The following is a 26,100-nucleotide window of genomic DNA, read 5'->3' as shown; positions in this document are numbered from 1 at the left end:
ACGTTCCGATCCGTCAGACCGGCATGTTATCGAATCGCGCCTCGACCATTTCATCTCGCAATTCGTCGTCCAGTGCACGCAGATGCGCCGGCACGCGCACACCCGCAGCCTTCAGTTTTGTCAGCAGACGGTTGAATTCGGGCTGCAACAACAGACGTTTATCTTCACTGGCGCGCATGATCCGGGCGCCAAGTTGCTCGGCATTCTGGCATGTTGGAAATTCTGACATTTTATCCTCCCAGTTTGAATGGTCTTGTTTTGGTGCAGGCAACAATCAGGGTGTAAATATTGTATGACCGGATCACCTTTTTAAGAGTGAAAAATTCCCAAATCCGTTGATCGGCACAAAGCTGCCAAATATTTCACCTGAATTGGCGAACATTGCTTAATATCAATGATAGTCCGACACCTGACGACCTGCCTTGACATGCGTCAAGCCGACGCAAAAAACTTGAAACATATGCAAAAAATGTTATTTGTTTCGACACCAGATAGGAGCACGATGCAATGACACCTTTTGTTCATGCCTTTTTTGACGAAGCCACCAACACGATTTCCTATATCGTTCGCGATCCGCAAGGCAAAGCCTGCGCAATCGTGGACTCCGTTCTGGATTTCGATCACGCTTCGGGGCGCACAGACACAAGATCCGCCGATGCCATCATAGCCTATGTCACGGAACACGATCTGAACGTACAATGGATACTGGAAACCCATGTCCATGCGGACCATCTGTCGGCCGCGCCTTATCTTCAGGAAAAACTGGGCGGCAAGATCGGGATCGGCGACCAGATCAAGGTGGTGCAGGACACATTTGGCAAAGTATTCAACGAAGGTACGGAATTTCAGCGCGATGGCAGCCAGTTCGACCAGTTGTTTCGCGAGGGCGACAGTTTTCATATCGGACAGTTGCGCGGCGATGTGATGCACACACCGGGGCACACGCCGGCCTGCATGACCTATGTGATCGGCGATGCGGCCTTTGTGGGGGATACGTTGTTCATGCCCGATTTTGGCACGGCGCGGTGCGATTTTCCCGGCGGCTCGTCCAAGGCACTTTATGCGTCGATCCAGAAAATTCTGGCCTTGCCCGATGCCACCCGGATTTTTGTCGGCCATGATTACAAGGCACCGGGGCGTGATGAATATGCCTGGGAAACCACTGTCGGCGAACAAAAGGCGCTGAACGTGCATATCGGTGGCGGAAAACCTGCCGAAGATTTCATCAAAATGCGCGATGCACGCGACGCGACACTGGCGATGCCCAAGCTGATCATTCCGTCGCTTCAGGTAAACATGCGCGCTGGGAACATGCCCGAACCCGATGATCAGGGCGATGTGTTCCTGAAAGTTCCAGTCAACAAACTTTAGGGTCATTTCATGGAACAAAGCTGGATAATGGGCCTTCTGGGCGGTCTTCTGATCGGCCTTGGCGGGGCGGTGTACCTGCTTGGCAACGGTCGTATCATGGGGGCAAGCGGTATCATCGGCGGTCTGGTTGATCGCAGCGGATCTTCCCAGGCAACCGAACGTGTTGTGTTTCTGGCGGCGCTGGTTGGCGCGCCGGCAGTTGCGTCGCTGTTCGTGACCGGTATGGACACCTATCTGACGTCGAACCTTCTGATTGTCGTGCTGGCCGGGCTGCTGGTCGGGGTTGGCACCCGCGTTGCGAATGGTTGCACCTCGGGGCACGGGGTGTGCGGGATTTCCCGTTTGTCGGTACGCGGCATCGTGGCCACAATGATCTATATTCTGGCCGGCGTTGTGACCGTGGCGTTGGTGCGGTTGCTGTTGGGGGGCGTCTGATGCGTATTCTGTTTTCGGCGCTGGCAGGGTCCTTGTTCGGGTTGGGTTTGATGCTGTCCGGCATGACCGACACGCGTAAGGTGATCGGCTGGCTTGATGTCTTCGGACAATGGGATCCGACACTGGCTTTTGTGATGGGCGGCGCGATCCTGCCGATGGCGGTGGCATGGCGGCTGACGACAGGGCGCGTTCCTCTGGTGGGCGGGCAGTTTCCGGAACCGCCGGTCTCGTTGATAGATCACCGCCTGATTGTCGGCTCTGTCCTGTTCGGGATGGGCTGGGGTCTGGCAGGATTGTGCCCCGGCCCGGCGATTGCCTCGCTTAGCTACGGGGGGGTCGGCGGGCTGGTGTTTCTGATCGCGATGCTCGCGGGCATGTGGGGTGCACCAACAGTCCGCACGCGACTGGACAGACTTGCGAACGCGATCTAAAGGACATTGTCATGAACATGCGACAGATCACCCCGACCTATTTTGTGTCGCCGCAAATCGACACGGCCGATTTTGACGAACTGGCAAAGGCCGGGATCAGCCGTGTCATCTGCAACAGGCCTGATGCCGAAATCGGGCCCGATCAGCAACACGAAACCATGCAAGAGGCCGCAGCCAGCGCGGGAATTGATTTCGCCTTCCTGCCGCTGACGCATTCAACCATGACACCCGACAACGTGCAGCGCCAAAGCGATCTGATTGCGTCGGCGGACGGGCCGGTGCTGGCCTATTGCGCCTCCGGCACACGCAGTTCGGTGGTCTGGGCCCTGTCCCAGGCGCGCACGCAATCCCCGGGCGACATTCTGGCCGCAACCAAAGCTGCCGGATACGATCTGGACGGGTTGCGCCCGACGCTTGAGGCACTTTCGCAGCAGGGCTGATCCCCTGCCCTGACGGCTTTTCTATTCAAACGATGCATTATGCGTAGGTTCGGCATTGCCCGTTCTGCGGGCGGCATCCGTGCCAGAGAGCGGCGAAAACGGCGCCAACTGCCCGCCCGCATCGGGTGGCGGTTGCGCCGGACCGGATGGTACATCACCAACTTCGGGCGGTTGGGCCGCGCGGGCCTTGGCCGGATCCGGATCGGCATGCGCCTGGGGTTCTGCGCTGTGCAACTGTGGCTTTGGCACGCCCCCCAGTTGCAGGCGCAACGCGCGATAGCCGCCGCTTTGTCCCAGTTGCCCGACACAGATCCTGCGCCAGCTTTGAACATGCACACCGGTTTCGCGCAGCGCCGAACGCGCCACCGGCAACACATCGCCCGCCTTTAGTGCCTGCACCTGCGACAGCGGCATGCGCAGTTTGCACAGCACGGCCGTCAATTCTGTCGGCGCCAGCAGAACAACCGGCCCCAGCCGCGGGGCATTTGCGTGTTGGTCCAAAGGTGGCGCGCAGGCGGGCATGACCGGCACCGGGTTCGGCATGCAGAACAATATGTCGCCCTGCCGTGTGCCCCCGGCAAGGTCAAGCGTCAGATGAAACACCGTGAAATCGGGTGCATCCAGCGCCAGCCCAAGGGTGCGCACGTCTTCCACACGGGCACCGAATTTAAAGCCGGCAAACACGCGCCTGTCCGCCTCAACCTCAAGCAGGGCGGCGCTGCGTGCCAGAACCGCGTCCAGCATTGGGGCGCACAGGGCGGCATCCGTGCGTGTCGGGGGCCTTGGTGCGGCGGGCGGCGGTGATACCGTGCCGGTGGTTTGCTGCTGGATCACCGCGCCGACCAGATCGGCATTCAGCGTAACAGCCGCCATCGCGCCCTTTGGGCCATCCATCAGCACCAGCAGCGATGCGGCGTCGAACAGATCAACCAGCCGGGTCTGGGGTACCAAACTCTGGGTGATCCCGATCACGGACACGGGCAGCCCGAACAAATCATCCGCGACCTTGGGCAATGTCAGGCGCAATGCCTTGCGCAGCGACATGGCGCGCGCGAATTGTTCGTCACGGGCCGCGTCAACCTTGCGTTGCAGCACCGTGCGCCTGACGGCTGTGTTCATTCCGAATGCCCTTTGTCGCCATGCGGTCGGGGCCAAACCTAAAGCTCATATGGTTACGATTGGATTGACGGTGCCGTCATTGCGCCGCCATCGCCATCGATTCCGGCAGCCGCACGCGGAAACCGGTGCCGTTCATTTCGGGCTGATAGGTGATGTCGCCATCCAGCCGGTACATGATCTCGCGACAGATCGCGAGCCCCAGGCCAGCGCCCTTGCCTTTCTGGTCGCTGACGCGGGCGAATTTTTCAAAAATCAGGGTCTGGTCATCTTTCGGGATGCCAGAGCCGTTGTCGATAAAATCAACCGTTACATAGCCCCCCGCACGGGAGACGAGGATTTGCAGTTCCGGAGTGTCCGCATCGCAATATTTGCGGGCATTGGCGATCAGGTTGATGAAAACCTGGCTTAACCGGTCAAGATCAGTCTTCAACCCGACCTGTTCCGCCACGGGATCGCGCCGGACCGTCAGTGCATCCTGCTGCCCGGCCAATGCGGCCGCCACGGCCTGATCCAGCACATCGCCCAGGCGACCCTGCTGGATGTTCAGACTGACCTGCCCGTGTTCCAGTACCGACAGGTCCAGCAGATCATCCAGCAGGCGCGTCAGGCGGATAGCTTCGCCATGGATGATTGATGCGTATTTGGTTTTTTCTTCGGGGCCGATTTTCTTGGTGTCCCGCAAGATTTCCGAGAACGCACGGATCGAAGTCATCGGTGTGCGCAGTTCGTGGCTGATCTGGGACAGGAACGCATCCTTTTGCACACTCAGTTGCGTCAGTTTTTCATTCGCTTCCTGCAACTTGCGGGCGGTGCGCGCCAATTCACCGGATTTTGCCTCAAGCTGGCTGGAATATTCCAGCATTTGTGCGGATTCATCCGCCACCGCCATCAGATCATGCACCGAAACGCTGGCACCGCCGACGATCTGGCCCACCATCGCATGTGCCGTGGCCGCGCCCACCGATCCCGCCAGTTCGCGTTCCAGCCGTTGCAGGAAATCGGGGGACGGTTCGGGCAAATGGCCGTGCACGCCCTGTCGCACTGCTTCGGCGCGGAAAAAGGCGCGCGCCTCGGATGCGCCGACAAGCCGTTGCGCCATGATCAAAAGGTCTTCGCTTTGGGCCATGGAGCCTGTCCAGCTTTGCGGGCTGGCGGAATGGGCAAACACGTTGACAAATTGCGCCCCCTGCAACCGTTCCAGCGGGCTGGGAAAACTGAATAGCGACACAAGGAAAAACGCCGCCGAATTCAGTGTCAGGCTCCACATAACCGCATGCACGGTCGGATCAATGCCGGTGATACCGAACAGGGCCTGCGGGCGCAGCCATGACCAGCCGAACAGCCCGCTTTCAAAAATTTCGGCTGAAAGCAACACGCCGGTGCCAAAGCTGGGCAACAGCATCGTGTAAAACCACACCGCAAAACCCGTGATCAGCCCGGCCATTGCACCTGTGCGCGTCGCCCCGCGCCAGAATATGCCGCCGAGCATAGCCGGCATGAACTGCGCCACCCCCGCGAAAGAGATCAATCCGATGGCGGCCAGTGCCGAACTGCCGCCCGAAAACACGTAATAGGCATATCCCAGCGCCAGAATACCGCAGATCGACAGACGCCGCGCCAGAATGATCACATTGCGCACATCCCCGGACACGGACGCGCCGCCACTGCGCAGGCTGAACCAGATCGGCATCACGATGTGGTTGGACACCATGGTTGACAGCGCCAGCGTGGCAACGATCACCATTGATGTGGCCGACGAAAACCCGCCCAGAAAGGAAAACAGCGCCAGCCCGTCTTGCTCCTGCGCCAGCGGCACGGTCAAAACAAACAGATCGGGGTTCGATCCGGCAGGCATGATCTGCAATCCGGTCACCGCAATGGGCAGCACGAACAGGCTCATCAACATCAGGTACAGCGGAAAGGCCCATGCCGCGGTGTGCAGATGGCGTTCGTCATCGTTTTCAACGACCAGAACCTGAAACATCCGCGGCAGGCAAATAAACGCAATCGCCGACAGCAGCGTCAATGTGGACCATCGGCTGCGATCCATTTGCCATTCGCCGATGGGCGAGGCATCGATCTGGGTCATGATCTGGCTGACACCACCGGCCACGCCCCACACTACAAAGATGCCCACGGCAAGCAGCGCCAGCAGTTTCACAACCGCTTCGACCGCGATGGCAATGACAACGCCGTGGTGGCGTTCGTTCGCATTCAGATTGCGGGTGCCGAACAGAATGGCAAACAGCGCCAGCCCCAAAGCCACCCAGAACCCGGAGGATTCGCGATCAATTGTCACCGCATCCGGACCGGATGGCGGGGCAAAAGCCGAGACAGACAACGCCACAGATTGCAGTTGCAGGGCGATATAGGGCGTCACGCCAACGACCGCCATCAGGGTCACGACAATGGCCAGCAGGTTGGATTTTCCGTAACGCGACGAAATCAGGTCGGCGATGGACGTGGCCCGTTGCGCCCGCCCGATCCGCACCAGTTTGCGCAGCAGCCACCACCAACCGATGACAACAAGTGTCGGGCCCAGATAGATCGTGACGTATTCCATGCCCGAACGTGCCGCGTACCCGACCGCGCCATAAAACGTCCAGCCGGTGCAATAGACCGACAGCGACAGCGTATAAACAAGGGGCGAGCGCAGCCAGCCGCCCTGCCCGCGCAGGGCCGCACGTTCCGCCGCGAAGGCCACCAAAAACAGCAGCGCGACATAGCCCAGACAGGCAAGGATCAGCAGGTTCAGCGTTGCCATCAGCCGTCCTCGTCCAGATGCGTCTGTGTCAGCGGGAACGGCTCGTCCTGCGGATCAACTTCATCTTCCAGAACGCCCCGCGCCTTGATCCAGATACCCAGGGCGATAAGGATCAGGCCCTGCCACACCAGAAATATGTACAGCATTGCATTGGACAGCATCACAGGCCGTATGTCCGGGCCTGTCCCTGTCGGCCACAGCACCGGCACCGTCCACAACAAAAGCCCCAAAGCCGGCAGGATGCGGGCACCGTCCATCAAACGGCGCCGCCGATAGGTCTGGGGTTCCAGAAAAACGCGTTTTCCGCGTTTGGGGGCCGGGGCGGTTTTGTCCGTCTGGGTCATACCCTGTCCCTACATTCGCGCAGATGCCGGTGCGCGCAGTTTCAAACCGCGACAAGCTCGCGCACGGCGTCCAGCACCTCGGCATTCGAAAACGGTTTGGTCATGAACCGGCTTGCACCCGCCTTTTCCGCCATTTCGCGGTCACGCGACTGCCCCCGTGCGGTCAGCATCAGGACAGGCAGTTTCAGCGTGTCGGGCTTGCTGCGCAGCTCTGTCAGAATATCAAAGCCGCTTTTTCCGGGTAACATAACATCAAGGATCAAAAGATCAGGACGCGCGGCGCGGATCACATCCACTGCATCATGACCGTTGGAATGGGTATCAACCCGCCAGCCGTCACGCGACAGCAGAAACCTGATCGCTTCGATGATGTTTTGTTCATCCTCGATCAACAGAACGTGTCGGTTCATATCAGCGATCCCCTCCCCAAGGTCCGCAGTGCGCTTTGATCCTGTTTGTTCAGGATTTTGTGTTGTGTCTTTTCAAGACTATCCCCAGTTTTAGCGATGCTGTCAAAACCCTTCATTCAGGATCGACGGTTCGCGGCGCGCAATACAGCGTTCACGCGTGCAGACGCGGCAGGTACTTCCCACCGGTTTTCCCGGTGTCGCGACAGGCAGCACGGCCTGGCTGGCCGGAACGATCAGCATCGTGGAATGGTAAATTGGGTCCATGTTAAGGGCCGGTTCGCCAATCGGATGCGCAATTGCAATACAATCGAATTGCGATGCGTCCCTGCTGATCTGTTCCACCCGTTGGCAGATCGGCGTCATCGGGCGGCTGAAGGCGGAAAACAGCGGCCACAGCGGGCAGGATGTGCCAAAGCGCGGCACGGAAAAGCCCTCGATCGCCTTGCGAAACAGCATCGCACCGGAACTGTCACAGACCACAAGGCCGGTATTGGAACCCGGCGTGCCTTCGGGCATGGCCGCCAGACGGCGCAGCACCGACTGGACCGGCACACCGAACCGGCGCGCGAGCGCAATCGGATCAATCCCGATTTCCAGCAGGGCCGCGTGGAATTGATCCAGCGGCATTGCGGCCGCATCGCGGGCATATTGTTCCATCACGCCGCGCGCCACGTGGCGGGCCGCAGCGGATGTCAGGCGCGGTTCGGTTTCGATGATCTTGCGGATGTCCGGTGCATCTACTTCCAGCGCGGCAAAGAAATGGCCCTGATCCGCCAGCAGCGCCTCGACCTCTTCCTGCGGGGAAATCAGATCATCCTGCTGGGCGTCGGTCGAATCCAGATATCCGACCAGCGCCTTGCTGCTTTCGGCAAGGCGGGCGCTGTCTTCGTTGATGTTACGGTGAAAGCGGTTGCGCCATTCCGGTTCCAGTTCCTGCGTTTCGGCCAGAATGGACGCGGTTGAACGGATCGCCGCTGCGGTCGACAACACTTCATGCAGGGACGCCGCAAGTTGCGGATCGTGGGTTACACGGTCTGTCAGGGTTTCGACGGTGCGTTCCAGCGATGCCACGCGGCGATGCGATTTTGCCAGCACTTCCGCCCAACCGGGAAACCGCCCGGCGAATTCATCGGCCTTGTCGGTTTCTGCCGATACCGATTTTGCGTCTGCCGCCGCCTCGCGCAGGATCGCGATCAGCGCGGCCTCGGCGCCTTCTGCAAGCATCGAAGGCTCTACCTGAAGAACGCGCGCGATATCCAGCAACAGTTTTCCGCCGATTCTGCGGCGGTTATGCTCGATCAGATTGAGGTAAGAGGCCGAAATATCGATCTGGCGCGCCAGATCGGCCTGCCGCAAACCCGCCATTATGCGCCGCTCGCGGATACGGCTGCCGGTCAGTGTATCACGTGCCATATCTGTCACCTTTTTTGCCGCCGCGATTATCAAAGCTTATCAATGGCTTTCTGCACCGCAACATAATGAAATTTACAAACCACCCCTGTTCCTTGTGCAATTATTTACAAAATAATCGTGCGCTTCAAGGGACTTGTTGCGCAATTTTCATCAAGAGGGTGATAATGACTTTGCACAAACTGTGCCCGCGCTGCGAGGAGAGGAGCCCGCTGCGCACTTCACGAAATGGGAGGATTTAATGTCCAAATCAAACTTTACGCGTCGCGGCTTGATGAAAACCAGTGCTGTGGCCGGTGCCGGTCTTGCGCTGCCGACAATCTTTACAGCATCATCCGTCTCGGCCCACACGAACGAGCCGACGGGATCGACAGTCACACTTGGCTTTAACGTGCCACAGTCGGGCCCCTATGCAGACGAGGGCGCGGACGAACTGCGCGCTTACGAGCTGGCGGTCGAACACCTGAACGGTGGCGGCGACGGCGGCATGATGAACACGTTCAGTTCCAAAGCCCTGCAAGGCAACGGTATTCTGGGCAAGAAAGTCGAATACGTCACAGGCGACACTCAGACAAAATCTGATGCGGCCCGTGCCTCGGCCAAGTCGATGATCGAAAAAGACGGCGCGGTGATGATCACCGGCGGATCGTCTTCGGGTGTGGCCGTGGCCGTTCAGGCCTTGTGCCAGGAAGCCGGTGTTATCTTTATGGCGGGTCTGACCCACTCGAACGATACAACCGGAAAAGACAAGAAAGCCAATGGCTTCCGTCACTTCTTTAACAGCTACATGTCCGGTGCCGCGCTCGCTCCGGTGTTGAAAAACGCCTATGGTACAGACCGCAAGGCCTATCACCTGACAGCGGATTACAACTGGGGCTACACCACAGAAGAAGCTGTCCGGTCTTCGACCGAGGCAATGGGCTGGGAAACTGTTGAAACGGTAAAGACACCGCTGACACAGACCGACTTCAGCTCTTACATCACGCCGGTTCTGCAATCGGATGCCGATGTTCTGGTTCTGAACCACTACGGCGGCAACATGGTCAACTCGCTGACCAACGCCGTTCAGTTCGGCCTGCGCGATCGTATGGTCAACGGCAAGAAGTTCGAAATCATCGTTCCGCTTTATTCGCGTCTGATGGCCAAAGGGGCCGGCGAAAACGTGAAGGGCATCTTTGGTTCGACAAACTGGCACTGGTCGCTGCAGGATGAAGGCTCCAAGGCGTTCGTGAAATCCTTTGGTACCAAATACGGCTTCCCGCCCAGCCAGGCGGCGCACACCTGCTATGTTCAGGCGCTGCTTTATGCGGATGCTGTGGAACGTGCGGGCAGCTTCAACCCCTGTGCGGTTGGCGAAGCCCTGACAGGCGCCGGAGATTCCATGCCGGGCATCGATTCCGCAGCCAACTCGGGCTTCCTGTTCGATGGTCTGGGCAACGGTCCGACACTGTACCGGAATGCGGATCACCAGTGCTTCAAGGACGTTCTGGTTGTGAAGGGTAAAGAAAACCCGACATCGGAATTCGACCTTCTGGAAATCGTCGAAGTCACACCGGCGGCTCAGGTCTGGTACGAACCCGACCACCCGCAGGTTGCCGGTGGCGATCTGGGTCAGTGTAACCCGGGCGCCTGATCTTTTTCATCTGACAAAAACAGACCGCGCGAACCACTTCGCGCGGTCAAACACGCCCAAAAAATACGGGCATCACTACGGGACGGGGTGTCGTCATGGACGCAATTATTCTGCAAATCCTAAACGGGTTGGACAAGGGCAGCGCCTATGCGCTGATTGCCCTGGGGCTAACCCTGATTTTTGGCACGCTGGGCGTTGTCAACTTTGCGCATGGCGCGCTGTTCATGCTGGGGGCGTTCTGCGCCGTCACCCTGAACAAGATACTGACCCTGTCAGTCGAAACCATTGACGAAACGCAGCTTGATTTTCTGGGCAACCCATCGAAAATCCAGACACCTTATGTTGAAAAGTGGTTCGGCCCGGAAATGGGTTCGTCACTGATCGAATGGTCGGTACCGCTTGCCATTCTGTTTGCGATCCCGATCATGATTGTCGTCGGCTTTGTGATGGAGCGCGGCCTGATCAAATATTTCTACAAGCGCCCGCACGCCGACCAGATCCTTGTGACCTTCGGCCTCGCCATCGTGCTACAGGAAATCATCAAGTATTTTTACGGCGCCAACCCGATCCCCACCCCTGCCCCCGACGCGTTTCGCGGCAGCTTTGATTTCGGGGTGATGCTGGGCTTTGATGCCGGAACGATTATCTATCCCTACTGGCGGCTGGTCTACTTTGCCTTTGCGGCGCTGATCATCGGTGCGGTGTTTGCATTCCTGCAATTCACCACCTTCGGGATGGTCGTGCGGGCCGGTATGGCCGATCGTGAAACCGTTGGCCTTCTGGGCATCAACATCGACAAACGCTTTACCATCATGTTCGCCATTGCCGCCTGTGTCGCCGGCCTTGCCGGGGTGATGTACGCGCCGATCAATTCACCCAATTATCACATGGGCATGGATTTTCTGGTGCTCAGCTTCGTTGTGGTTGTTGTTGGTGGCATGGGTTCCCTGCCGGGTGCGGTGCTGGCCGGTTTCCTGCTGGGCATCGTCGAAAGCTTTGCGTCGATGGCGCAGGTTGTTTCGTTCCTGCCCGGTATCAACCAGATCATCATCTACCTGATCGCCATTATCATTCTATTGACGCGTCCGCGTGGCCTGATGGGCCGCAAAGGCGTGATGGAGGACTGACCCATGTTTGGACTGAACAAAAGTGATCTTCGTCTGTTCGTGGTCGTCATCGCCCTGACGATACTGGCACCCTTTATCCTGAACCCGTTCCCCGAAGGATCGGAACTGGCGCAATTCAACGCGGGCTATCCCGACCTGATGCAGCGCTTTGTGATCTTTGGCATCTTTGCCATCGGGTTCAACATCCTGTTCGGCCTGACCGGATATCTCAGCTTTGGCCACGCCGCTTTTCTGGGTGTCGGTTCCTATGCCGGTATCTGGATGATGAAACTGCTGACGATGAACGTGATCCCCGCGATCCTTGTTTCTGTCGCAGTGGCCGGTGTGTTTTCGCTGCTGGTGGGGTGGATCTCGCTGCGCCGGTCGGGCATCTACTTTTCCATCCTGACCCTTGCGTTTGCACAGATGTCTTATTCGCTGGCCTATTCGGTACTGACGCCGATTACCGGTGGTGAAACCGGATTGCAGCCCAAAGCGTTTGATCCGCGTGTTTTGGATGCCCCTTTGACGGACGGTGCAACACCCAGGGCAAACCTGTTCGGTCTGGAAATGACATCGACCTACGAAATGTCGGTTGGCAGCTGGCTGTTCACGTTCAACGTCGGGTATTACCTTGCCGGACTGATCATGATCCTGGCCTTCTATCTGTCGATCCGCATCTTCCGCTCGCCCTTTGGGATGATGTTGCGGGCGGTGAAATCGAACCAGCAGCGCATGAACTATACCGGGCTTGATCCCAAACCCTACACGTTGGCGGCGTTCGTTATCTCGGGCATGTATGCCGGTCTGGCCGGTGGTCTGCTGGTGGCGATGGATACGCAGGTCGGCGCGGAACGCATGTTCTGGACCGCCAGCGGTGAGGTCGTTCTGATGACCATTCTGGGCGGTGCCGGAACGCTTATCGGGCCGATCCTTGGCGCAGGTTTCATCAAATACATGGAAAACATCATTTCCAAGATCAACGAAAATATCCTGCACCAGTGGTTCTACTGGCTGCCGGACGGGATCGAGGATTTGCTGATTGCACTGGTCTATCCGTTCATCGGCAAAGGCTGGCACCTGACATTGGGCATCATGTTCATGCTGGTTGTCATCTTCCTGCCCGGTGGGTTGGTCGAAGGCGGACAAAAGATCCTCAACCTGTTTCGCCGCAACAAGGCCGAAGACGGCGATGATCCTGCTGCCAAGCAGCCTGCGGAATAAGGAGACGGGCAATGGGTATTCTTGAAGTCAAAGACGTCAACAAACGGTTCGGGGGCCTTCAGGCCCTGGGCAATGTCAACCTTAGCGTTGCGGAAAACTCTGTTCACGCGATCATCGGTCCGAACGGTGCGGGCAAATCCACATTGCTGAACTGTCTGGTCGGCAAACTGATCCCCGATACCGGATCGGTTATGTTTGACGGGCAATCGGTTCTGGGCCGCGCCCCGCACGAAATCAACCAGATGGGCATCAGCCGTGTGTTCCAGACGCCGGAAATCTTTGGCGATCTGACGGTGTTTGAAAACGTGATGATCCCCTGCTTTGCCAAACGCGATGGCGCATTTCGGATGCACGCGATCGAAAAGGTCGAAAACGAACGTGATCTGATCGAAAAAGCCGAAAGCATGCTGGAAGACATGAACATGATCGACAAGCGGCATATGCACGCGGCATCACTGTCGCGCGGTGACAAGCGCCGCCTTGAAATCGGCATGTGCCTGAGCCAGCAGCCGCGCCTGTTGTTGCTGGATGAACCCACGGCGGGCATGGCCCGCGCGGACACCAACAACACCATTGATCTGCTGAAACAGATCAAGGACGAACGCGACATCACAATTGCCATTATCGAACACGACATGCACGTCGTGTTTTCGCTGGCGGAACGGATCACCGTTCTGGCACAGGGCACCCCACTGGTCGAAGATTCGCCCGAAAACATCAAGGGCCACCCCAAAGTGCGCGAAGCGTATCTGGGCGAAAGCGCGTAAGCGGCGAAAGGGACACACACCATGAACGTCAAACCGGATTTTTCCAAGAACGCCAATATGGCCTCGACCGCCCCCGCCTTTCTGTCGGTGTGGGACATGCACGCCTATTACGGCGAAAGCTATATCGTGCAGGGCATCAGCTTTAACGTGCACGAAGGCGAAATTCTGGCGCTGCTGGGCCGCAACGGCGCTGGCAAGACATCAACCTTGCGCGCCATCGCACGGCTGGACAATCCGCAGCTGGCCAAGGGCGAAATATGGCTTGATCACCAACCCTTGCACAAAATGAAAAGCTATGAGGCGGCGGCTGTCGGATTGGGCCTTGTCCCCGAAGACCGACGGATCATCGCCGGCCTCACAGTCGAAGAGAACCTCAAGCTTGCGCAAATCGCGCCACCTGTCGGCTGGTCGCTTGACCGTCTTTATGAACTGTTCCCACGTCTGGGCGAACGCTGCACGCAAGAGGGCACAACCCTGTCGGGCGGCGAACAGCAGATGCTGGCGATCGCGCGGGCACTGGCGCGCGACATCAAGGTGCTGTTGCTGGATGAACCTTACGAAGGGCTGGCCCCTGTCATCGTCGACGAGATCGAAAAGACCCTGATGGTGATCAAGGAACAGGGGATCACCACTGTGATCGTCGAACAGAACGCGGTGCGCGCGCTGCAACTGGCTGACCGGGCGGTTATTCTGGACACTGGCGGCATCGTCTTTGACGGCAGCGCAGATGAGGTACTGCAAAACGAACAGTTGCGCGCCGAATATCTGGCGATCTGACACAGACGGCGGCGGGGCACCCTGCCCCGCTATCGGCTAAGGCGATTTTTAAGGAAATGCGGCTGGCGCATTAACACATTTTCAATCCGGGTTAATCTAGGCTTCATGCGGGTGAGGGCTCCGATACGGTTACGGAGTCAGTATGAAAATCGCGATACCGCCTGGGATTCAGGCCCCGCTTAGCACCGGCCATCCTTGGTCGCTGCCAGAAATCCGCAAACCCAAACCCGAAATTGCGCCGCTGAACCCGGCAGGCACCGCTTTGGGCAATGGCCGGTTCGGCGCACCCGATGTGCCGCGTCCTGCCTTGTGGTCGCGGGACAACGAACCGGCACCGCCACCTTCAGCGATCCAGATCGAAATTGAAACGCTGCTGGCCGAACAGGCGGAGAAACTGGACCGTCAGGCCGAGGACGCCAACGGTGCGCTACTGGGCCGTCCATCCCCCGTCGATCGGGATTGAGGTGCCGGTTAGGTTGTGGGCCACAGGATTACACAGCCACAGCGCCAGTTCGCCAATCTCGGACGGGTCTGACAGCCGCTGGCTGGGTTGCTTTTCACGCAGCAGATCGGCGATTCCGGCGGCGCGGTCGCCGCCGTGCCGGGCCGCGCGCTGTTCGATCTGGGGTGCGATAATTGCGGTTTCAGTCCAGCCGGGACAGATGCAGTTGACTGTTACACCGCCTTTGGCGCGATCACCCGCGGTGGCATATTCCAGCGCGGCCACCTGACTTAACCCCACAAGGCCGAACTTGGCCGCGACATAGGGCGCCTTGTCTTTCGAGGCCACCAGCCCGTGCACCGAGGCGATATTGATCACGCGCCCGTAACCGCGCGCCGCCATCACCGGCAATGCCTTTTGCATGGTGTGAAACGCAGCCGACAGGTTGATCGACAGGATATTGTTCCATTTCTCGCGCGGCATTTCCGCCAAAGGCGCGGTGTGCTGAACACCCGCATTATTGACCAGAATATCAGCCCCGCCCCACGCCTGCACCGCAGCCATCAGTTCGTCAATCCGGTCGGCATTGCGCAGGTCGCCATGGAAAAATTCGGCCTGCGGGGCACCATCGTTTTCCAGTGTTTCGCACACGTCAGAAATTTGCGCATCCCCGGCCAGTCCGTGCACCGCGATGCGCGCGCCGGCGCGCGCCAGCACCCGCGCCACGGCCAGCCCGATACCCTGAACCGATCCGGTGACAAGTGCGGTTTTCCCTGCAAGATCGGTCATGTCATGTCCTCCAGCCGTTTGCGTAATTCGGTCTTCAGCACCTTGCCGTAATTGTTCTTGGGCAGGTCCGGCAGGGTAAAATAGGCCTTTGGCCGCTTGAAACGGGCGATATTGTCATTGCACAACTGGTCCAGAGCGGCAGAATCGGCGCTGCCCACCACAAAGGCCACCACCTCTTCGCCCCAGTCGGGATGGGTGCGCCCGACAACAGACACCTCGAAAACGTCGGGATGCATCAACAGCACTTCTTCGACCTCGCGCGGGTAAACGTTGGACCCGCCGGAAATGATCATGTCCTTGGACCGGTCCTGCATCGTGACATAGCCGTCATCGTCCATGAACCCCATGTCCCCCGTCATCAACCAGCCGTTCACGATCGTCTTTGCGGTGGCGCCCGGATTGTTCCAGTAGCCCGGCATCACCGTATCGCCGCGCACCAGGATTTCGCCATGGGTGCCGACAGGCTGGGGTACACCAGCGCTGTCGCCGATCTGCACCTCGACCGCGGATTGTGCCCGCCCGACCGATCGCAGGCGTTCGCGCCAGCGGGGATGGGTGCGGTCTGCCACATCATCGCGCGCCAGTGCCGTGATGCCCATCGGGCATTCGCCCTGTCCGTAAATCTGCGCAAAGATTGGGCCAAAGTGATCGACCGCTTCGATGATATCGGCCAGATACATCGGCCCGCCCGCATAGATGATCGTGCGCAAGCCGGCACCGGTTTCGCCCGTTGCCACCGCAACCTGCGTCATCCGCTTGACCATGGTCGGTGCGGCAAACATCTGCACATTGCCGAAGTGGCGCGCCAGATCGAAAATCTCGGCCTCGTCAAAGCCGCCCGAAACCGGGCACACATGGCGCGCGCCTGCCCGCACATGCATCATGTTGTAGATACCGGCACCATGGCTCATCGGGGCGGCGTAAAGCGCGGTGTGATCCTGCGTTACCAGTTCACAATCGGTCTGATAACACAGCGACATCGACACCAGCATACGGTGCGTGATGATCACGCCTTTGGGCTGTCCGGTGGTGCCCGATGTATAAAACAACCACGCCAGATCATCCGGCGCACGCGGTGTCGGCTGGCCCAAAGGCGGAAGCGAAAAAATCTGGTGATAGGCCGGGGTGGTCACATCCACGACGCGGGTATCAGGGCAAAGATCGGCCACGGGTTCGGAAAGACCGGGCGATGAAAATGTGATTCCAGCACCGGAATCGCCCAGAATGAACGCCGCCTCGCGCGGGTGCAGTTTTGCGTTGATCGGCACCGCCGCCGCGCCTGCGTACCAGATACCGTATTGCACAATCAGATAATCGGGGCAGTTTTTCATGAAAATCGCCACCCGATCGCCGGGCTGCACCCCCTGGGCCATCAGCCAGGCCGCGACCTGTGCGGCCTTTCGGTGAAACCCGGCATAATCCGCCACCAGATCACGCCCCAGAAAAAGGGCAGGATCGCCCCCGTGCGTCTGGGCGCGGCGATGCAGCCAAAACCCGATATTCATAGCCTTTATCCTTGCGTCGTGTTGCGATGCTGATCTTTGCAAGTTTACGCCCGAAAACGGTCGGGTCCATGTCCGAATGCAGGACATTGCAGCTTTTTCGAAAATCCGGGGCACCGCCTTCTTGACCGGGATGGAACGTCGCTTCTTTTCATGTGCGCGCGCATGACCTATAAGCGGCGTCAACATCAAAACGGTTCGCATCAAGACGGACCAAACGAAGCGGTCGAGGATCCCATGACAAAAAGCAATCACGATGCAGACGTTGCCTTTATTCAGGCGCTGGCGGAATTGTTGCGCGAAAACGATCTGACGGAATTGCAGGTCAAACGCGAATACGGCGAGGACGACAGTTTGAACGTGCGCGTCAGCCGGATGGCACCGCAACAGGTGGTCACACAGGTTTCAAGCGCCCCCGCGCCCGCAGCCCATGCCGCCGCGGCAGCGCCGGCCGCAGCCCCTGCCCCTGCGGCCCAGGCCGCGGATGATCCGGCCAGCCACCCCGGCGCGGTCACATCCCCGATGGTGGGCACAATCTATATGCAGGCCGAACCCGGCGCGGCGCCGTTCATTTCGGTCGGCGCACAGGTGGCGGAAGGCGATACATTGCTGATTGTGGAAGCGATGAAAACGATGAACCACATTCCCGCACCCCGCGCCGGAACCGTGAAACGAATTCTGGTCGAAGACGGTGGTGCCGTCGAATATGGTGCGCCATTGGTGATCCTGGAATAAGGCGTTGGCAATGTTCAATAAAATTCTGGTCGCCAATCGCGGAGAGATTGCCCTGCGTGTTATCCGTGCGGCGCGTGAAATGGGCGTTGGATCGGTTGCCGTCCATTCCACGGCGGACAGCGATGCCATGCATGTACGCATGGCGGACGAAAGTGTGTGCATTGGCCCGCCTTCGGCCACAGACAGCTACCTGTCGGTGCCTGCAATAATTTCTGCCTGCGAAATCACCGGCGCCGAAGCGATCCATCCCGGATACGGTTTTCTTTCGGAAAATGCGAATTTCGTGCAGATCGTGCAGGATCACGGGCTGACATTCATCGGCCCCACAGCCGAACATATCCGCGTCATGGGCGACAAGATTACCGCCAAGGACACGATGAAGGCGCTGGGTGTGCCCTGCGTGCCGGGCAGTGACGGCGGCGTGCCAACACTGGCAGAAGCCAAACGCATCGGCGATGAAATCGGCTATCCGGTGATCATCAAGGCCACTGCGGGCGGCGGCGGGCGCGGCATGAAAGTGGCCGAAACCGCCAAGGACATGGAAAGCGCCTTTCTGACCGCCCGTGCCGAAGGCAAATCGAACTTTGGCAATGACGAAGTCTATATCGAGAAATATCTGCAAACTCCGCGCCATATCGAAATTCAGGTGTTCGGTGATGGCAAGGGCCGCGCCGTGCATCTGGGCGAACGCGATTGTTCGCTGCAACGCCGCCACCAGAAAGTCTTTGAAGAGGCCCCCGGCCCCTCGATCACACCGGAATTGCGAGCCAAGATTGGCAAGGTCTGCGCCGATGCCGTGGCCAAAATTGACTATGCGGGTGCCGGAACAATAGAATTCCTCTTTGAAAACAACGAGTTCTATTTCATCGAGATGAATACGCGCCTGCAGGTCGAACACCCTGTGACCGAAGCGATCTTCGGTGTCGATCTTGTGCGCGAACAAATCCGCGTTGCATCCGGTTTGCCGATGTCCTTCCAACAGGACGATCTGCATATCAACGGCCACGCCATCGAAGTGCGGATCAATGCGGAAAAACTGCCGAATTTCGCGCCGTCCCCGGGCCGGATCAGCCAGTACCACGCCCCCGGCGGTCTGGGTGTCCGGATGGATTCCGCACTTTACGACGGTTATTCCATCCCGCCCTATTACGACAGCCTGATCGGCAAACTGATCGTGCACGGACGCGACCGCCCCGAAGCGCTGGCGCGCCTGAACCGCGCTTTGGGCGAACTGATCGTGGACGGGGTGCATACCACTGTGCCGCTGTTTCACGAGTTGTTGCAGGATCCGGATGTGAACAGCGGTGAATACAATATTCACTGGCTGGAAAAATGGCTGCTGACCCATCTGAACGGGTAGTCTTGTAGGTCAAGGGTGGGCTTAGTTCTATGACGCTGACCCCTGATCTGCTGCTGCACGGATATTCCATCGGCATTTTTCCGATGGCGGATCATGGTGGCGAATCCGAAGTATTCTGGGTTGATCCCAAACGGCGCGGGATCATGCCGCTGGACGGGTTTCACCTGTCGCGATCCTTGCGCAAGACGATCCTGAAAGGCGTTTTTTCGATCACCATCAACCAATGTTTCGCAGATGTGGTGGATGGGTGCGCCGATCGTGCGGAAACCTGGATCAACGACGAGATCAGGCGTTTGTATCTGGAGTTGCACGATCTGGACCGGGCGCATTCGCTTGAGGTTTGGAACGGCCCCGATCTGGTGGGCGGAGTTTACGGCGTAACGCTGGGAACGGCCTTTTTCGGGGAAAGCATGTTTTCTCGCCAGCGCGATGCATCAAAAGTTGCACTGGCCTATCTGGTCGACCGGTTGCGCATTGCGGGTTTCACCCTGTTTGACACGCAGTTTCTGACCGAACATCTGGCATCGCTCGGGGCGATCGAAATCAGCCGCGCGGAATATCACAGCTTGCTGGATGCGGCCGTGTCGGGGCAGGCCGATTTTCTGGCGCCTGATCCCGCGACCGCTCAGGATGTGGTGCAGCGCATGACCCAGACATCATAACGCGCATGATCCAGCGCGTTCAGCGCCGGAGAAGACGCTATCATCCAGCCCGAATAGATCGGTGCTGCCGCATCGTTTTCCCTGATGATCAGATAGGCAAAGGCATCGCCTGACGGGTTTCCGGCAGGATAGCGGCAGGATTGCAATTCAATGTTCAACTGACCGAACGCAACCGACTGGCCCGCCCTGATTTCAATGTCCGAGTGGAACCCGTCGATTTTGTCCAGCCCGCGCAGCATAACACCGGTGCCCGCTGTTACCTCCTGGCTGCTGACCGGCGCCGCCGACAGCATCAGTATCAGCGCAAGCCGTTTCACTCGTCACTGCCCGAAACGAATTTCAACAGCAGCGAAACAAGGCTGACCGCGCCCTGGGTATCTTCGATGACCGCACCCGCTTCGTAGAAAAACGGCGACCCGCCGGGGATGATTTCAACGAAATTCCCACCCAGCAACCCTTCGGAGGACACAACAATTGCGCTGTCGTCCGGAATTTCGATGCCGTTGATCACGCTGACCGTGGTGTCGGCGCGATAGGTTTCCGGGTTCAGCGTTACACCGGTGACCGATCCGATTTTGACGCCGGCCAGTCGCACATCCGTGCCCACGCCGACCCCTTCGAGCGATCGGAAACTGGCCGAAAGCGGATAGCCCGCACTGGTTGCGCCAAACCCGGTGGCCTGTCCGGCATAGACCATAAACGCGATGGCTGCGGCCAATACCGCGCCACCGACCAAAACTTCGGTTCTGTTTTCCGCCATTTCCTGTGCCCCTATTCGGGTGTCCACGCCTCGTAGTCAGACCGGTTTGCCGGATCTGCGCGCCGGATAGATCCGGCTGGTGCGTATGCCATCGCCGTTCCCGTCAGGTTTTCCTGATGCGGTTTTTGCCACGCCTTTTTCGCCAACGGCTTTTCCGTGGGCGGTTCATCCCATGTGCGGTGCAGCCAGCCGTGCCAATCGGGCGAAATCCGGCTTGCTTCGGCTTCTCCGCTGAAAATCACCCAGCGTTTTGAATCGTCCGCGTTTTTATAAAACACGTTGCCTTGCGCGTCTTCGCCAACGCGCTTGCCCTTGCGCCATGTGAACAACTGGGTGTTCAGGGTCTGCCCGTCCCACCATGTGAATAGGCGCAAGATTTTGTTCACGATACCCATGCAGGCCTCCGGACATTTGTTGGATCAGATATGAACCAAAGCCGGCCAAAGGTCCAGTGACAAGGGCGATCTATTGCGCGCTTGGCAGGCAGGCGGTGACTTCGATCTCAATCTTGTATTTGGGATCGATCAGATTGCTTTGGATCATCATCGCCGCCGGCGGGTTTTTCCCGAATGTCGACTGCAACAGCGGCCAGCACGGTTCGAAATCGTTCACGTCAGGCAGGATATAGTTAACGCGGACCACATCGGCAAAGCTGGCTCCGGCCTCGGTCAGGGCCGTCTGAATGATAGACAGCGCCGATTTGCACTGTTCGATAACATCAGGCGGCACATCCGGGCCGCCCGCCACTGTACCGGAAACGAACACCAAGCCGTTGGCCACGGTCGCGCGGCAATAGCCTATCCTGGATTCGTAGGGGCCACCGGAATGGATGCGCCGGATGCCCGCCATGCCTAACCCGCTGTGGCGGGTTTCTTTTCGGCATCGGCGTGGATCATCAGCGGCTTGGCATCGGAATTGACCGCCTCTTCGTTCACCACAACTTCGGTAACGGAATCGAGCCCCGGAAGTTCAAACATGGTATCCAGCAGGATATCTTCCAGGATCGAACGCAGACCCCGCGCACCAGTTTTGCGCAAAATGGCGCGTTTCGCGATTGCTTTCAGCGCGTCATCGGTAAATGTCAGCTGGGTATCTTCCAGTTCGAACAGGCGCTGGTATTGCTTGACCAATGCGTTTTTCGGCTGGGTCAGGATAGTGACAAGTGCGTCCTCGTCCAGATCTTCCAGCGTGGCCAGAACAGGCAGACGGCCGACAAATTCCGGTATCAGGCCGAATTTCAACAGGTCTTCGGGTTCCAGATCGGTAAAGATCTCGCCCACGCCGCGTTCATCATTGTCGCGCACATCGGCGCCAAATCCCATGGCGCTGCCCTTGCCGCGCGCAGCAATGATCCGGTCAAGCCCCGCGAAAGCGCCGCCGCAGATGAACAGAATGTTTGTGGTGTCCACTTGCAGGAATTCCTGCTGCGGATGTTTGCGCCCGCCCTGTGGCGGCACGGACGCAACCGTGCCTTCCATCAGCTTCAACAGCGCCTGCTGCACGCCTTCGCCCGACACGTCGCGGGTGATCGACGGGTTTTCGGATTTGCGCGTGATCTTGTCGACCTCGTCAATGTAGACGATGCCGCGCTGCGCGCGTTCAACGTTATATTCCGACGATTGCAGCAATTTCTGAATGATGTTTTCAACGTCTTCGCCGACATAGCCCGCTTCGGTCAGCGTGGTCGCATCGGCCATCGTGAAGGGCACGTCCAGAATACGGGCAAGCGTTTGCGCCAGCAGGGTTTTACCGCAACCGGTGGGGCCGATCAGAAGAATGTTGGATTTGGCCAGTTCGATATCGTTGCCGGCCTTCTGGGCGTGGTTCAGACGTTTGTAATGGTTGTGCACCGCGACCGACAAAACCTTTTTCGCCGTGGCCTGCCCGATCACATAATCGTCCAGAACGCCGCAAATATCCTTGGGGGTCGGCACGCCATCGGTTGATTTCAGACCGCTGGCCTTGGTTTCCTCGCGGATGATATCCATGCAAAGTTCGACACATTCATCGCAGATGAACACGGTTGGTCCCGCAATCAGTTTGCGCACCTCGTGCTGGCTTTTGCCGCAAAAGCTGCAATAAAGTGTATTTTTGCTGTCGCCGCTTGAATTCGTCGCCATCTCAAACCTTTCAGGCTTTACTGTGTCGCGTCCGGCCGAAACAGATGCCGGACCCGTCCTGATTTGGCCAGCTTAGGCCAGCACTTTGAGCACCACAATCGCAAAATGCGCTTGGCGCCGATGGCAGGACCACACGATGTGATCCTGCATCAGGCCACGCCGCGATGTCTTAGCTCTCTTCGTCATCGCCTTTGGGACGGCTGGCCACGATCTCGTCGATCAGGCCCCAGTCGCGTGCTTCCTCGGGAGACATGAAATTATCGCGCTCCAGCGCAGCCTCGACCTTTTTCAGGGTCTGGCCGGTGTGACGCACATAGATTTCGTTCAACCGCGTCTTGAGTTTTTGCGTCTCCTGGGCGTGGATCATGATGTCCGTGGCCTGCCCCTGATACCCGCCCGATGGCTGGTGGACCATGACGCGGCTGTTGGGCAGCGAAAACCGCATGCCCTTTTCACCCGCTGTCAGCAGCAAGGACCCCATCGAGGCCGCCTGCCCGACAACCAGCGTGCTGACCTTGGGTTTGATGTATTGCATCGTATCATAGATCGACAGGCCCGAGGTCACGACACCGCCGGGGCTGTTGATATACATACTGATTTCCTTGGACGGGTTTTCCGCCTCAAGATGCAAAAGCTGCGCAACGATCAGCGATGACATTCCGTCATGCACCGGCCCCGACAGGAAAATGATCCGCTCCTTAAGCAGGCGCGAAAAAATGTCATAGGCGCGTTCACCCCGGCTTGTCTGTTCGACAACCATCGGGACAAGAGTGTTCATGTAGGTATCAATAGGATCGTGCATATCGGCCTGCCTGCTTTGATGTGTCGGGACCATACCCGACGAACTGTTAGCAGAGTCTTAGTGTTGCCCTTGGGGGGCTGCAAGGGGGGGCGGACGGATTGGCCGGGTTGATCGGGACCAACACCAGCCTAGATCGCGCCTCATGACCGTTGAATTCATTCCCACCCGCACCGCAGCACTGGAACGCCTGGCACGCTTTGTGCCCAAGGCAGGCGCGGATTATGCCCGCCTGCGCAATTACGATCTGGGGCAAGGTGCGCACACGCACGTATCGACCCTGTCGCCCTATCTGCGCACCCGCCTTATCACCGAACAAGAGGTTCTGGCGGCGACACTGGCGCGCCATTCCGCAAGTGCATCGCAGAAATTCGTGCAAGAGGTGTTCTGGCGCACCTACTGGAAAGGCTGGCTGGAACAGCGTCCTGCGGTCTGGGCGCAGTATCGCGCCGATCTGGTGCGGGCGCTGGATCACATACAGACGTCGCAAGGGGCGCGAAACGACTGGCAGGCCGCGTGTCTGGGTGAAACCGGTATTGCCTGTTTCGATCACTGGTCGCGCGAACTGGTGCAGACCGGGTACCTGCACAATCATGCGCGGATGTGGTTTGCGTCAATCTGGGTTTTCACCCTGCGCCTGCCGTGGGTTTTGGGCGCGGATTTCTTTCTGCGCCATCTTCTGGACGGTGATCCGGCCTCGAACACGCTGGGCTGGCGCTGGGTGGCGGGCGTGCAGACGCGGGGCAAGACCTATCTGGCGCGGTCGGACAACATCAAAAAATACACAGAAGGGCGGTTTGCCCCGCACGGGCAACTGGCCCAGACCGCCCCACCACTTGACGCCCCTGCTGATCCGCCACCGCACTGGGCCGCGCCACAACAAGACCGGGATAAATCCCTGCGCACAGGGCTGATACTGCACGGGGACGATCTGAGCCCCGGATTTGTGCTGGCGACAGATCGGGCCCCCGCTGCCACGCTGCTGCTGGACGCAACGGACGGTCTTAGCCCCTTGGCCGTTGCGCCGCATGTCGTGCAGTTCGTGCAAGGGGCCATGCAGGACGTCAGTGATCGTTGGCGCGACAGGCTGGGCGCTGTGACAGGCCCCTGCCCGCCCGAAAAACTGATCGACTGGATCGACAACAACGATCTGGCGCAGATCATCACCCCCTATGCGCCGGTCGGGCCTGTCGCGGATGCGCTGCGCCAGATTGAAACAAAACGCCCGCAGGTACGGCTGATCCGGCTTTTGCGCCCCTATGACGGGGCCGCATGGCCGCACGCGACACGCGGTTTTTTCAAGTTCCGTGACCGTATACCCGAATTGCTGGAGCATCTGCACCTGTCAGAGCGCACAACGCCCGCGGTGTGACCCGCGGGCGTTGCTTTTTCGTTTATCTTTGTCGGATCATCCCTATCCGAACATGTCGCTGGTGATCCCGTCATACCAGCCAAGGCTTTCTTCGTAGGTCACCTTGCGCAGCTCCCCGCTTTCGCCGGTCTGTGAAATAAAGCCGTCGACCTTGGCGATCTTTTCGTCGGTCGCCTCATAGGTGGCACCGACCTTGACGCCATCCTCGGTGTCGATCAGCGACCAGCAGGTGTTGGAAAACTTGGCCGGAAACACCGATGATCCGGTCAACGCACCGCGAATGGCCATGGCTGCGACCTTGGCCTGAGAATTGGCGGAAAAGCCTGATTTCGGCATATCGCCCTGATTGGTCGCGTCGCCCAGAACGTGGATGTTTTCATCCAGCCGGCTTTGCATCGTATGGCCGGACACTGGCGCCCAGTTGCCATCCGTAACGCCCGCCATTTCGCAGATACGGCCTGCCTTTTGCGCGGGGATGACGTTGCACACGTCAACCTTGGTTTCCTCGCCATCAATCGTCACGGTCATGGCATCGGGATTGACCGATACATTACCACCACCGAAATCCTCTCCGATCCAGTCGATCATGCCTGTGTAATGCGTGCCCCAGCCTTCCTGAAACAGGGCCATTTTGGAAAACTTGGCCTTGGGGTCTGCGACGATGATCTTGGCCGTCGGGTTATTGGCCTTCAACAGGTGCGCAACCATCGATACGCGTTCATATGGGCCGGGCGGGCAGCGATAGGGATTGGGCGGGGCAACCATCGCGAATGTGCCGCCCTCTGGCATCGCCATGATCTGCGCCTTGAGCAGTTCGGTTTGTGACCCGCCCTTGTAGGCGTGCGGCATGGCGTTCTGTGCAGACAGATCCCAGCCTTCGACTGCGCCATCAACGAAATCAATACCGGGTGACAGAACGAGGCGGTCGTAGGGCAGCACCGATCCGCCGGCCAGAGTCACAGTCTTGGCATCCCGATCAATGCCCACGGCCCAGTCATGCACGACGTTTACGCCGTAATCCGAGGCCAGAGTGCCATAGGAATGGGCAAGGCTTTCGATATCGCGAAACCCGCCGATATATAGGTTCGAGAAAAAGCAGGTGTAGTAACTGCGCGTCGGCTCGACAAGTGTGACGTCAATCTCGCCCTTGCTGTCCTTGGCGATATAGCGTGCTGCGGTGGCCCCGCCTGCGCCGCCGCCCACCACGACGACCTTGGAGCGGCCGTGGCTGGCGCCCTGTACCATCGGCGCGCTCAGCAGCGATGCTGCCGCCGCTGTGGTCCCGATAAAGTCACGTCTGTTTAAAGTCATTGCCTTCTCCTCCCGTG

29 protein-coding genes are annotated in these 26,100 nt (G+C 58.8%); 14 read left to right on the top strand and 15 right to left on the bottom strand.

Annotated elements, in window-relative coordinates; genetic code table 11:
* Window positions 1-13: 13 nt before the first annotated feature.
* Window positions 14-229, bottom strand: coding sequence for a hypothetical protein (locus C1J05_RS08070; RefSeq protein WP_114869803.1), 216 nt, complete (start codon window positions 227-229; stop codon window positions 14-16).
* Between the two features lie 278 nt (window positions 230-507).
* On the opposite strand from C1J05_RS08070, the gene C1J05_RS08065 reads away from it, so the two are divergent.
* The 4 genes from C1J05_RS08065 to C1J05_RS08050 are packed head-to-tail and all read left to right on the top strand — an operon-like array spanning window position 508 to window position 2,677.
* Window positions 508-1,371: an MBL fold metallo-hydrolase gene (locus C1J05_RS08065; protein ID WP_114869802.1), complete on the top strand. Its 864-nt coding sequence runs from the start codon at window positions 508-510 to the stop codon at window positions 1,369-1,371.
* Between the two features lie 9 nt (window positions 1,372-1,380).
* Window positions 1,381-1,806 carry a YeeE/YedE family protein gene (locus C1J05_RS08060; protein WP_114869801.1) on the top strand — a complete coding sequence of 142 codons (426 nt, stop codon included), beginning with the start codon at window positions 1,381-1,383 and terminating at the stop codon, window positions 1,804-1,806.
* Window positions 1,806-2,237: a DUF6691 family protein gene (locus C1J05_RS08055; RefSeq protein WP_114869800.1), complete on the top strand. Its 432-nt coding sequence runs from the start codon at window positions 1,806-1,808 to the stop codon at window positions 2,235-2,237. The genes C1J05_RS08060 and C1J05_RS08055 overlap by 1 nt, the downstream gene beginning before the upstream one ends.
* Before the next feature lie 11 nt (window positions 2,238-2,248).
* On the top strand, window positions 2,249-2,677 hold the full coding sequence (locus C1J05_RS08050; RefSeq protein WP_114869799.1) for a TIGR01244 family sulfur transferase: 429 nt from the start codon (window positions 2,249-2,251) through the stop codon (window positions 2,675-2,677).
* 21 nt (window positions 2,678-2,698) lie between these two features.
* Here the strand turns inward: C1J05_RS08050 and C1J05_RS08045 are convergent, their stop codons facing one another.
* The 5 genes from C1J05_RS08045 to C1J05_RS08025 all read right to left on the bottom strand — a co-directional run bounded on the left by C1J05_RS08045 (window position 2,699) and on the right by C1J05_RS08025 (window position 8,727).
* Entirely contained in the window at window positions 2,699-3,796 is a 1,098-nt protein-coding gene (locus C1J05_RS08045; protein WP_114869798.1) for a FliM/FliN family flagellar motor switch protein, read from the bottom strand.
* A 76-nt stretch (window positions 3,797-3,872) separates the two neighbouring features.
* Window positions 3,873-6,560, bottom strand: coding sequence for an ATP-binding protein (locus tag C1J05_RS08040; RefSeq protein WP_114869797.1), 2,688 nt, complete (start codon window positions 6,558-6,560; stop codon window positions 3,873-3,875).
* A complete protein-coding gene (locus tag C1J05_RS08035; protein WP_205389191.1) occupies window positions 6,560-6,904 on the bottom strand; it encodes a hypothetical protein in 345 nt (114 codons plus the stop codon). Before C1J05_RS08035 ends, C1J05_RS08040 begins: the two co-directional genes overlap by 1 nt.
* Before the next feature lie 41 nt (window positions 6,905-6,945).
* Window positions 6,946-7,314: a response regulator transcription factor gene (locus tag C1J05_RS08030; protein WP_114869796.1), complete on the bottom strand. Its 369-nt coding sequence runs from the start codon at window positions 7,312-7,314 to the stop codon at window positions 6,946-6,948.
* A 102-nt stretch (window positions 7,315-7,416) separates the two neighbouring features.
* The gene (locus tag C1J05_RS08025) at window positions 7,417-8,727 is read right to left on the bottom strand and encodes a short-chain fatty acyl-CoA regulator family protein (RefSeq protein WP_114872197.1); all 1,311 of its coding nucleotides are present in this window, start codon (window positions 8,725-8,727) and stop codon (window positions 7,417-7,419) included.
* A 238-nt stretch (window positions 8,728-8,965) separates the two neighbouring features.
* On the opposite strand from C1J05_RS08025, the gene C1J05_RS08020 reads away from it, so the two are divergent.
* The 6 genes from C1J05_RS08020 (at window position 8,966) to C1J05_RS07995 (ending at window position 14,694) form a co-directional block, all read left to right on the top strand.
* A complete protein-coding gene (locus tag C1J05_RS08020; protein ID WP_114869795.1) occupies window positions 8,966-10,357 on the top strand; it encodes a substrate-binding protein in 1,392 nt (463 codons plus the stop codon).
* A gap of 95 nt (window positions 10,358-10,452) precedes the next feature.
* The gene (locus C1J05_RS08015) at window positions 10,453-11,484 is read left to right on the top strand and encodes a branched-chain amino acid ABC transporter permease (RefSeq protein WP_114869794.1); all 1,032 of its coding nucleotides are present in this window, start codon (window positions 10,453-10,455) and stop codon (window positions 11,482-11,484) included.
* Window positions 11,485-11,487: 3 nt separating this feature from the next.
* Entirely contained in the window at window positions 11,488-12,687 is a 1,200-nt protein-coding gene (locus tag C1J05_RS08010) for a branched-chain amino acid ABC transporter permease (RefSeq protein ID WP_114869793.1), read from the top strand.
* 11 nt (window positions 12,688-12,698) lie between these two features.
* Entirely contained in the window at window positions 12,699-13,454 is a 756-nt protein-coding gene (locus C1J05_RS08005) for an ABC transporter ATP-binding protein (protein ID WP_114869792.1), read from the top strand.
* Between the two features lie 21 nt (window positions 13,455-13,475).
* Window positions 13,476-14,231, top strand: coding sequence for an ABC transporter ATP-binding protein (locus C1J05_RS08000; protein ID WP_114869791.1), 756 nt, complete (start codon window positions 13,476-13,478; stop codon window positions 14,229-14,231).
* 142 nt (window positions 14,232-14,373) lie between these two features.
* Window positions 14,374-14,694: a hypothetical protein gene (locus C1J05_RS07995; RefSeq protein WP_114869790.1), complete on the top strand. Its 321-nt coding sequence runs from the start codon at window positions 14,374-14,376 to the stop codon at window positions 14,692-14,694.
* Here C1J05_RS07995 and C1J05_RS07990 read toward each other — a convergent pair.
* Both C1J05_RS07990 and C1J05_RS07985 read right to left on the bottom strand, forming a co-directional pair.
* Window positions 14,659-15,462, bottom strand: coding sequence for a 3-hydroxybutyrate dehydrogenase (locus tag C1J05_RS07990; RefSeq protein WP_114869789.1), 804 nt, complete (start codon window positions 15,460-15,462; stop codon window positions 14,659-14,661). The genes C1J05_RS07995 and C1J05_RS07990 overlap by 36 nt on opposite strands.
* On the bottom strand, window positions 15,459-16,967 hold the full coding sequence (locus C1J05_RS07985; protein WP_114869788.1) for an AMP-binding protein: 1,509 nt from the start codon (window positions 16,965-16,967) through the stop codon (window positions 15,459-15,461). Before C1J05_RS07985 ends, C1J05_RS07990 begins: the two co-directional genes overlap by 4 nt.
* A 234-nt stretch (window positions 16,968-17,201) precedes the next feature.
* Between C1J05_RS07985 and accB the strand changes: the two genes are divergently transcribed.
* From accB to aat, 3 genes are read left to right on the top strand one after another with little or no spacing between them, the layout of a single operon-like run.
* Window positions 17,202-17,699, top strand: a complete 498-nt coding sequence (gene accB, locus C1J05_RS07980; RefSeq protein WP_114872196.1) for an acetyl-CoA carboxylase biotin carboxyl carrier protein — start codon at window positions 17,202-17,204, stop codon at window positions 17,697-17,699.
* A gap of 10 nt (window positions 17,700-17,709) precedes the next feature.
* Window positions 17,710-19,059, top strand: a complete 1,350-nt coding sequence (gene accC, locus C1J05_RS07975) for an acetyl-CoA carboxylase biotin carboxylase subunit (protein WP_114869787.1) — start codon at window positions 17,710-17,712, stop codon at window positions 19,057-19,059.
* 29 nt (window positions 19,060-19,088) lie between these two features.
* On the top strand, window positions 19,089-19,721 hold the full coding sequence (aat, locus tag C1J05_RS07970) for a leucyl/phenylalanyl-tRNA--protein transferase (protein ID WP_114869786.1): 633 nt from the start codon (window positions 19,089-19,091) through the stop codon (window positions 19,719-19,721).
* On the opposite strand, the gene C1J05_RS07965 is transcribed toward aat, so the two are convergent.
* The 6 genes from C1J05_RS07965 to C1J05_RS07940 form a co-directional block, all read right to left on the bottom strand.
* Window positions 19,685-20,014 carry a DUF2155 domain-containing protein gene (locus C1J05_RS07965; RefSeq protein ID WP_114872195.1) on the bottom strand — a complete coding sequence of 110 codons (330 nt, stop codon included), beginning with the start codon at window positions 20,012-20,014 and terminating at the stop codon, window positions 19,685-19,687. The genes aat and C1J05_RS07965 overlap by 37 nt on opposite strands.
* A 20-nt stretch (window positions 20,015-20,034) precedes the next feature.
* On the bottom strand, window positions 20,035-20,481 hold the full coding sequence (gene mlaD, locus C1J05_RS07960) for an outer membrane lipid asymmetry maintenance protein MlaD (RefSeq protein WP_114869785.1): 447 nt from the start codon (window positions 20,479-20,481) through the stop codon (window positions 20,035-20,037).
* Between the two features lie 11 nt (window positions 20,482-20,492).
* The gene (locus tag C1J05_RS07955) at window positions 20,493-20,876 is read right to left on the bottom strand and encodes an NADH:ubiquinone oxidoreductase subunit NDUFA12 (protein ID WP_114869784.1); all 384 of its coding nucleotides are present in this window, start codon (window positions 20,874-20,876) and stop codon (window positions 20,493-20,495) included.
* A gap of 70 nt (window positions 20,877-20,946) precedes the next feature.
* The gene (locus tag C1J05_RS07950) at window positions 20,947-21,330 is read right to left on the bottom strand and encodes a RidA family protein (RefSeq protein WP_114869783.1); all 384 of its coding nucleotides are present in this window, start codon (window positions 21,328-21,330) and stop codon (window positions 20,947-20,949) included.
* Between the two features lie 2 nt (window positions 21,331-21,332).
* Window positions 21,333-22,601, bottom strand: a complete 1,269-nt coding sequence (clpX, locus tag C1J05_RS07945; protein ID WP_114869782.1) for an ATP-dependent Clp protease ATP-binding subunit ClpX — start codon at window positions 22,599-22,601, stop codon at window positions 21,333-21,335.
* A gap of 169 nt (window positions 22,602-22,770) precedes the next feature.
* Window positions 22,771-23,403 carry an ATP-dependent Clp protease proteolytic subunit gene (locus C1J05_RS07940; protein ID WP_114872194.1) on the bottom strand — a complete coding sequence of 211 codons (633 nt, stop codon included), beginning with the start codon at window positions 23,401-23,403 and terminating at the stop codon, window positions 22,771-22,773.
* Between the two features lie 142 nt (window positions 23,404-23,545).
* On the opposite strand from C1J05_RS07940, the gene C1J05_RS07935 reads away from it, so the two are divergent.
* A complete protein-coding gene (locus tag C1J05_RS07935; protein WP_114869781.1) occupies window positions 23,546-24,772 on the top strand; it encodes an FAD-binding domain-containing protein in 1,227 nt (408 codons plus the stop codon).
* A 42-nt stretch (window positions 24,773-24,814) separates the two neighbouring features.
* Here the strand turns inward: C1J05_RS07935 and C1J05_RS07930 are convergent, their stop codons facing one another.
* Window positions 24,815-26,083, bottom strand: coding sequence for an NAD(P)/FAD-dependent oxidoreductase (locus tag C1J05_RS07930; RefSeq protein ID WP_114869780.1), 1,269 nt, complete (start codon window positions 26,081-26,083; stop codon window positions 24,815-24,817).
* Window positions 26,084-26,100: the final 17 nt, after the last annotated feature.

The sequence above is a fragment of the Sulfitobacter sp. JL08 genome (assembly GCF_003352045.1).
Lineage (GTDB): Bacteria > Pseudomonadota > Alphaproteobacteria > Rhodobacterales > Rhodobacteraceae > JL08.
The sequence above is the reverse complement of the archived record's forward strand: the minus strand, read 5'-3'. Positions and strand labels throughout refer to the sequence as shown.

Coding starts and splice junctions, on each gene's coding strand:
- C1J05_RS08030 (WP_114869796.1), bottom strand. CDS start 7,314: ATGAACCGACACGTTCTGTTGATCGAGGATGAACAAAACATCATCGAA.
- C1J05_RS08035 (WP_205389191.1), bottom strand. CDS start 6,904: ATGACCCAGACGGACAAAACCGCCCCGGCCCCCAAACGCGGAAAACGC.
- C1J05_RS08060 (WP_114869801.1), top strand. CDS start 1,381: ATGGAACAAAGCTGGATAATGGGCCTTCTGGGCGGTCTTCTGATCGGC.
- clpX (WP_114869782.1), bottom strand. CDS start 22,601: ATGGCGACGAATTCAAGCGGCGACAGCAAAAATACACTTTATTGCAGC.
- C1J05_RS08055 (WP_114869800.1), top strand. CDS start 1,806: ATGCGTATTCTGTTTTCGGCGCTGGCAGGGTCCTTGTTCGGGTTGGGT.
- C1J05_RS07935 (WP_114869781.1), top strand. CDS start 23,546: ATGACCGTTGAATTCATTCCCACCCGCACCGCAGCACTGGAACGCCTG.
- C1J05_RS07940 (WP_114872194.1), bottom strand. CDS start 23,403: ATGCACGATCCTATTGATACCTACATGAACACTCTTGTCCCGATGGTT.
- C1J05_RS08020 (WP_114869795.1), top strand. CDS start 8,966: ATGTCCAAATCAAACTTTACGCGTCGCGGCTTGATGAAAACCAGTGCT.
- C1J05_RS07950 (WP_114869783.1), bottom strand. CDS start 21,330: ATGGCGGGCATCCGGCGCATCCATTCCGGTGGCCCCTACGAATCCAGG.
- C1J05_RS08025 (WP_114872197.1), bottom strand. CDS start 8,727: ATGGCACGTGATACACTGACCGGCAGCCGTATCCGCGAGCGGCGCATA.
- C1J05_RS08010 (WP_114869793.1), top strand. CDS start 11,488: ATGTTTGGACTGAACAAAAGTGATCTTCGTCTGTTCGTGGTCGTCATC.
- C1J05_RS07955 (WP_114869784.1), bottom strand. CDS start 20,876: ATGGGTATCGTGAACAAAATCTTGCGCCTATTCACATGGTGGGACGGG.
- C1J05_RS08040 (WP_114869797.1), bottom strand. CDS start 6,560: ATGGCAACGCTGAACCTGCTGATCCTTGCCTGTCTGGGCTATGTCGCG.
- accC (WP_114869787.1), top strand. CDS start 17,710: ATGTTCAATAAAATTCTGGTCGCCAATCGCGGAGAGATTGCCCTGCGT.
- mlaD (WP_114869785.1), bottom strand. CDS start 20,481: ATGGCGGAAAACAGAACCGAAGTTTTGGTCGGTGGCGCGGTATTGGCC.
- C1J05_RS08015 (WP_114869794.1), top strand. CDS start 10,453: ATGGACGCAATTATTCTGCAAATCCTAAACGGGTTGGACAAGGGCAGC.
- C1J05_RS08000 (WP_114869791.1), top strand. CDS start 13,476: ATGAACGTCAAACCGGATTTTTCCAAGAACGCCAATATGGCCTCGACC.
- C1J05_RS08050 (WP_114869799.1), top strand. CDS start 2,249: ATGAACATGCGACAGATCACCCCGACCTATTTTGTGTCGCCGCAAATC.
- C1J05_RS07985 (WP_114869788.1), bottom strand. CDS start 16,967: ATGAATATCGGGTTTTGGCTGCATCGCCGCGCCCAGACGCACGGGGGC.
- C1J05_RS07965 (WP_114872195.1), bottom strand. CDS start 20,014: ATGCTGTCGGCGGCGCCGGTCAGCAGCCAGGAGGTAACAGCGGGCACC.
- C1J05_RS07930 (WP_114869780.1), bottom strand. CDS start 26,083: ATGACTTTAAACAGACGTGACTTTATCGGGACCACAGCGGCGGCAGCA.
- C1J05_RS07990 (WP_114869789.1), bottom strand. CDS start 15,462: ATGACCGATCTTGCAGGGAAAACCGCACTTGTCACCGGATCGGTTCAG.
- C1J05_RS08045 (WP_114869798.1), bottom strand. CDS start 3,796: ATGAACACAGCCGTCAGGCGCACGGTGCTGCAACGCAAGGTTGACGCG.
- C1J05_RS08065 (WP_114869802.1), top strand. CDS start 508: ATGACACCTTTTGTTCATGCCTTTTTTGACGAAGCCACCAACACGATT.
- C1J05_RS08070 (WP_114869803.1), bottom strand. CDS start 229: ATGTCAGAATTTCCAACATGCCAGAATGCCGAGCAACTTGGCGCCCGG.
- accB (WP_114872196.1), top strand. CDS start 17,202: ATGACAAAAAGCAATCACGATGCAGACGTTGCCTTTATTCAGGCGCTG.
- C1J05_RS08005 (WP_114869792.1), top strand. CDS start 12,699: ATGGGTATTCTTGAAGTCAAAGACGTCAACAAACGGTTCGGGGGCCTT.
- aat (WP_114869786.1), top strand. CDS start 19,089: ATGACGCTGACCCCTGATCTGCTGCTGCACGGATATTCCATCGGCATT.
- C1J05_RS07995 (WP_114869790.1), top strand. CDS start 14,374: ATGAAAATCGCGATACCGCCTGGGATTCAGGCCCCGCTTAGCACCGGC.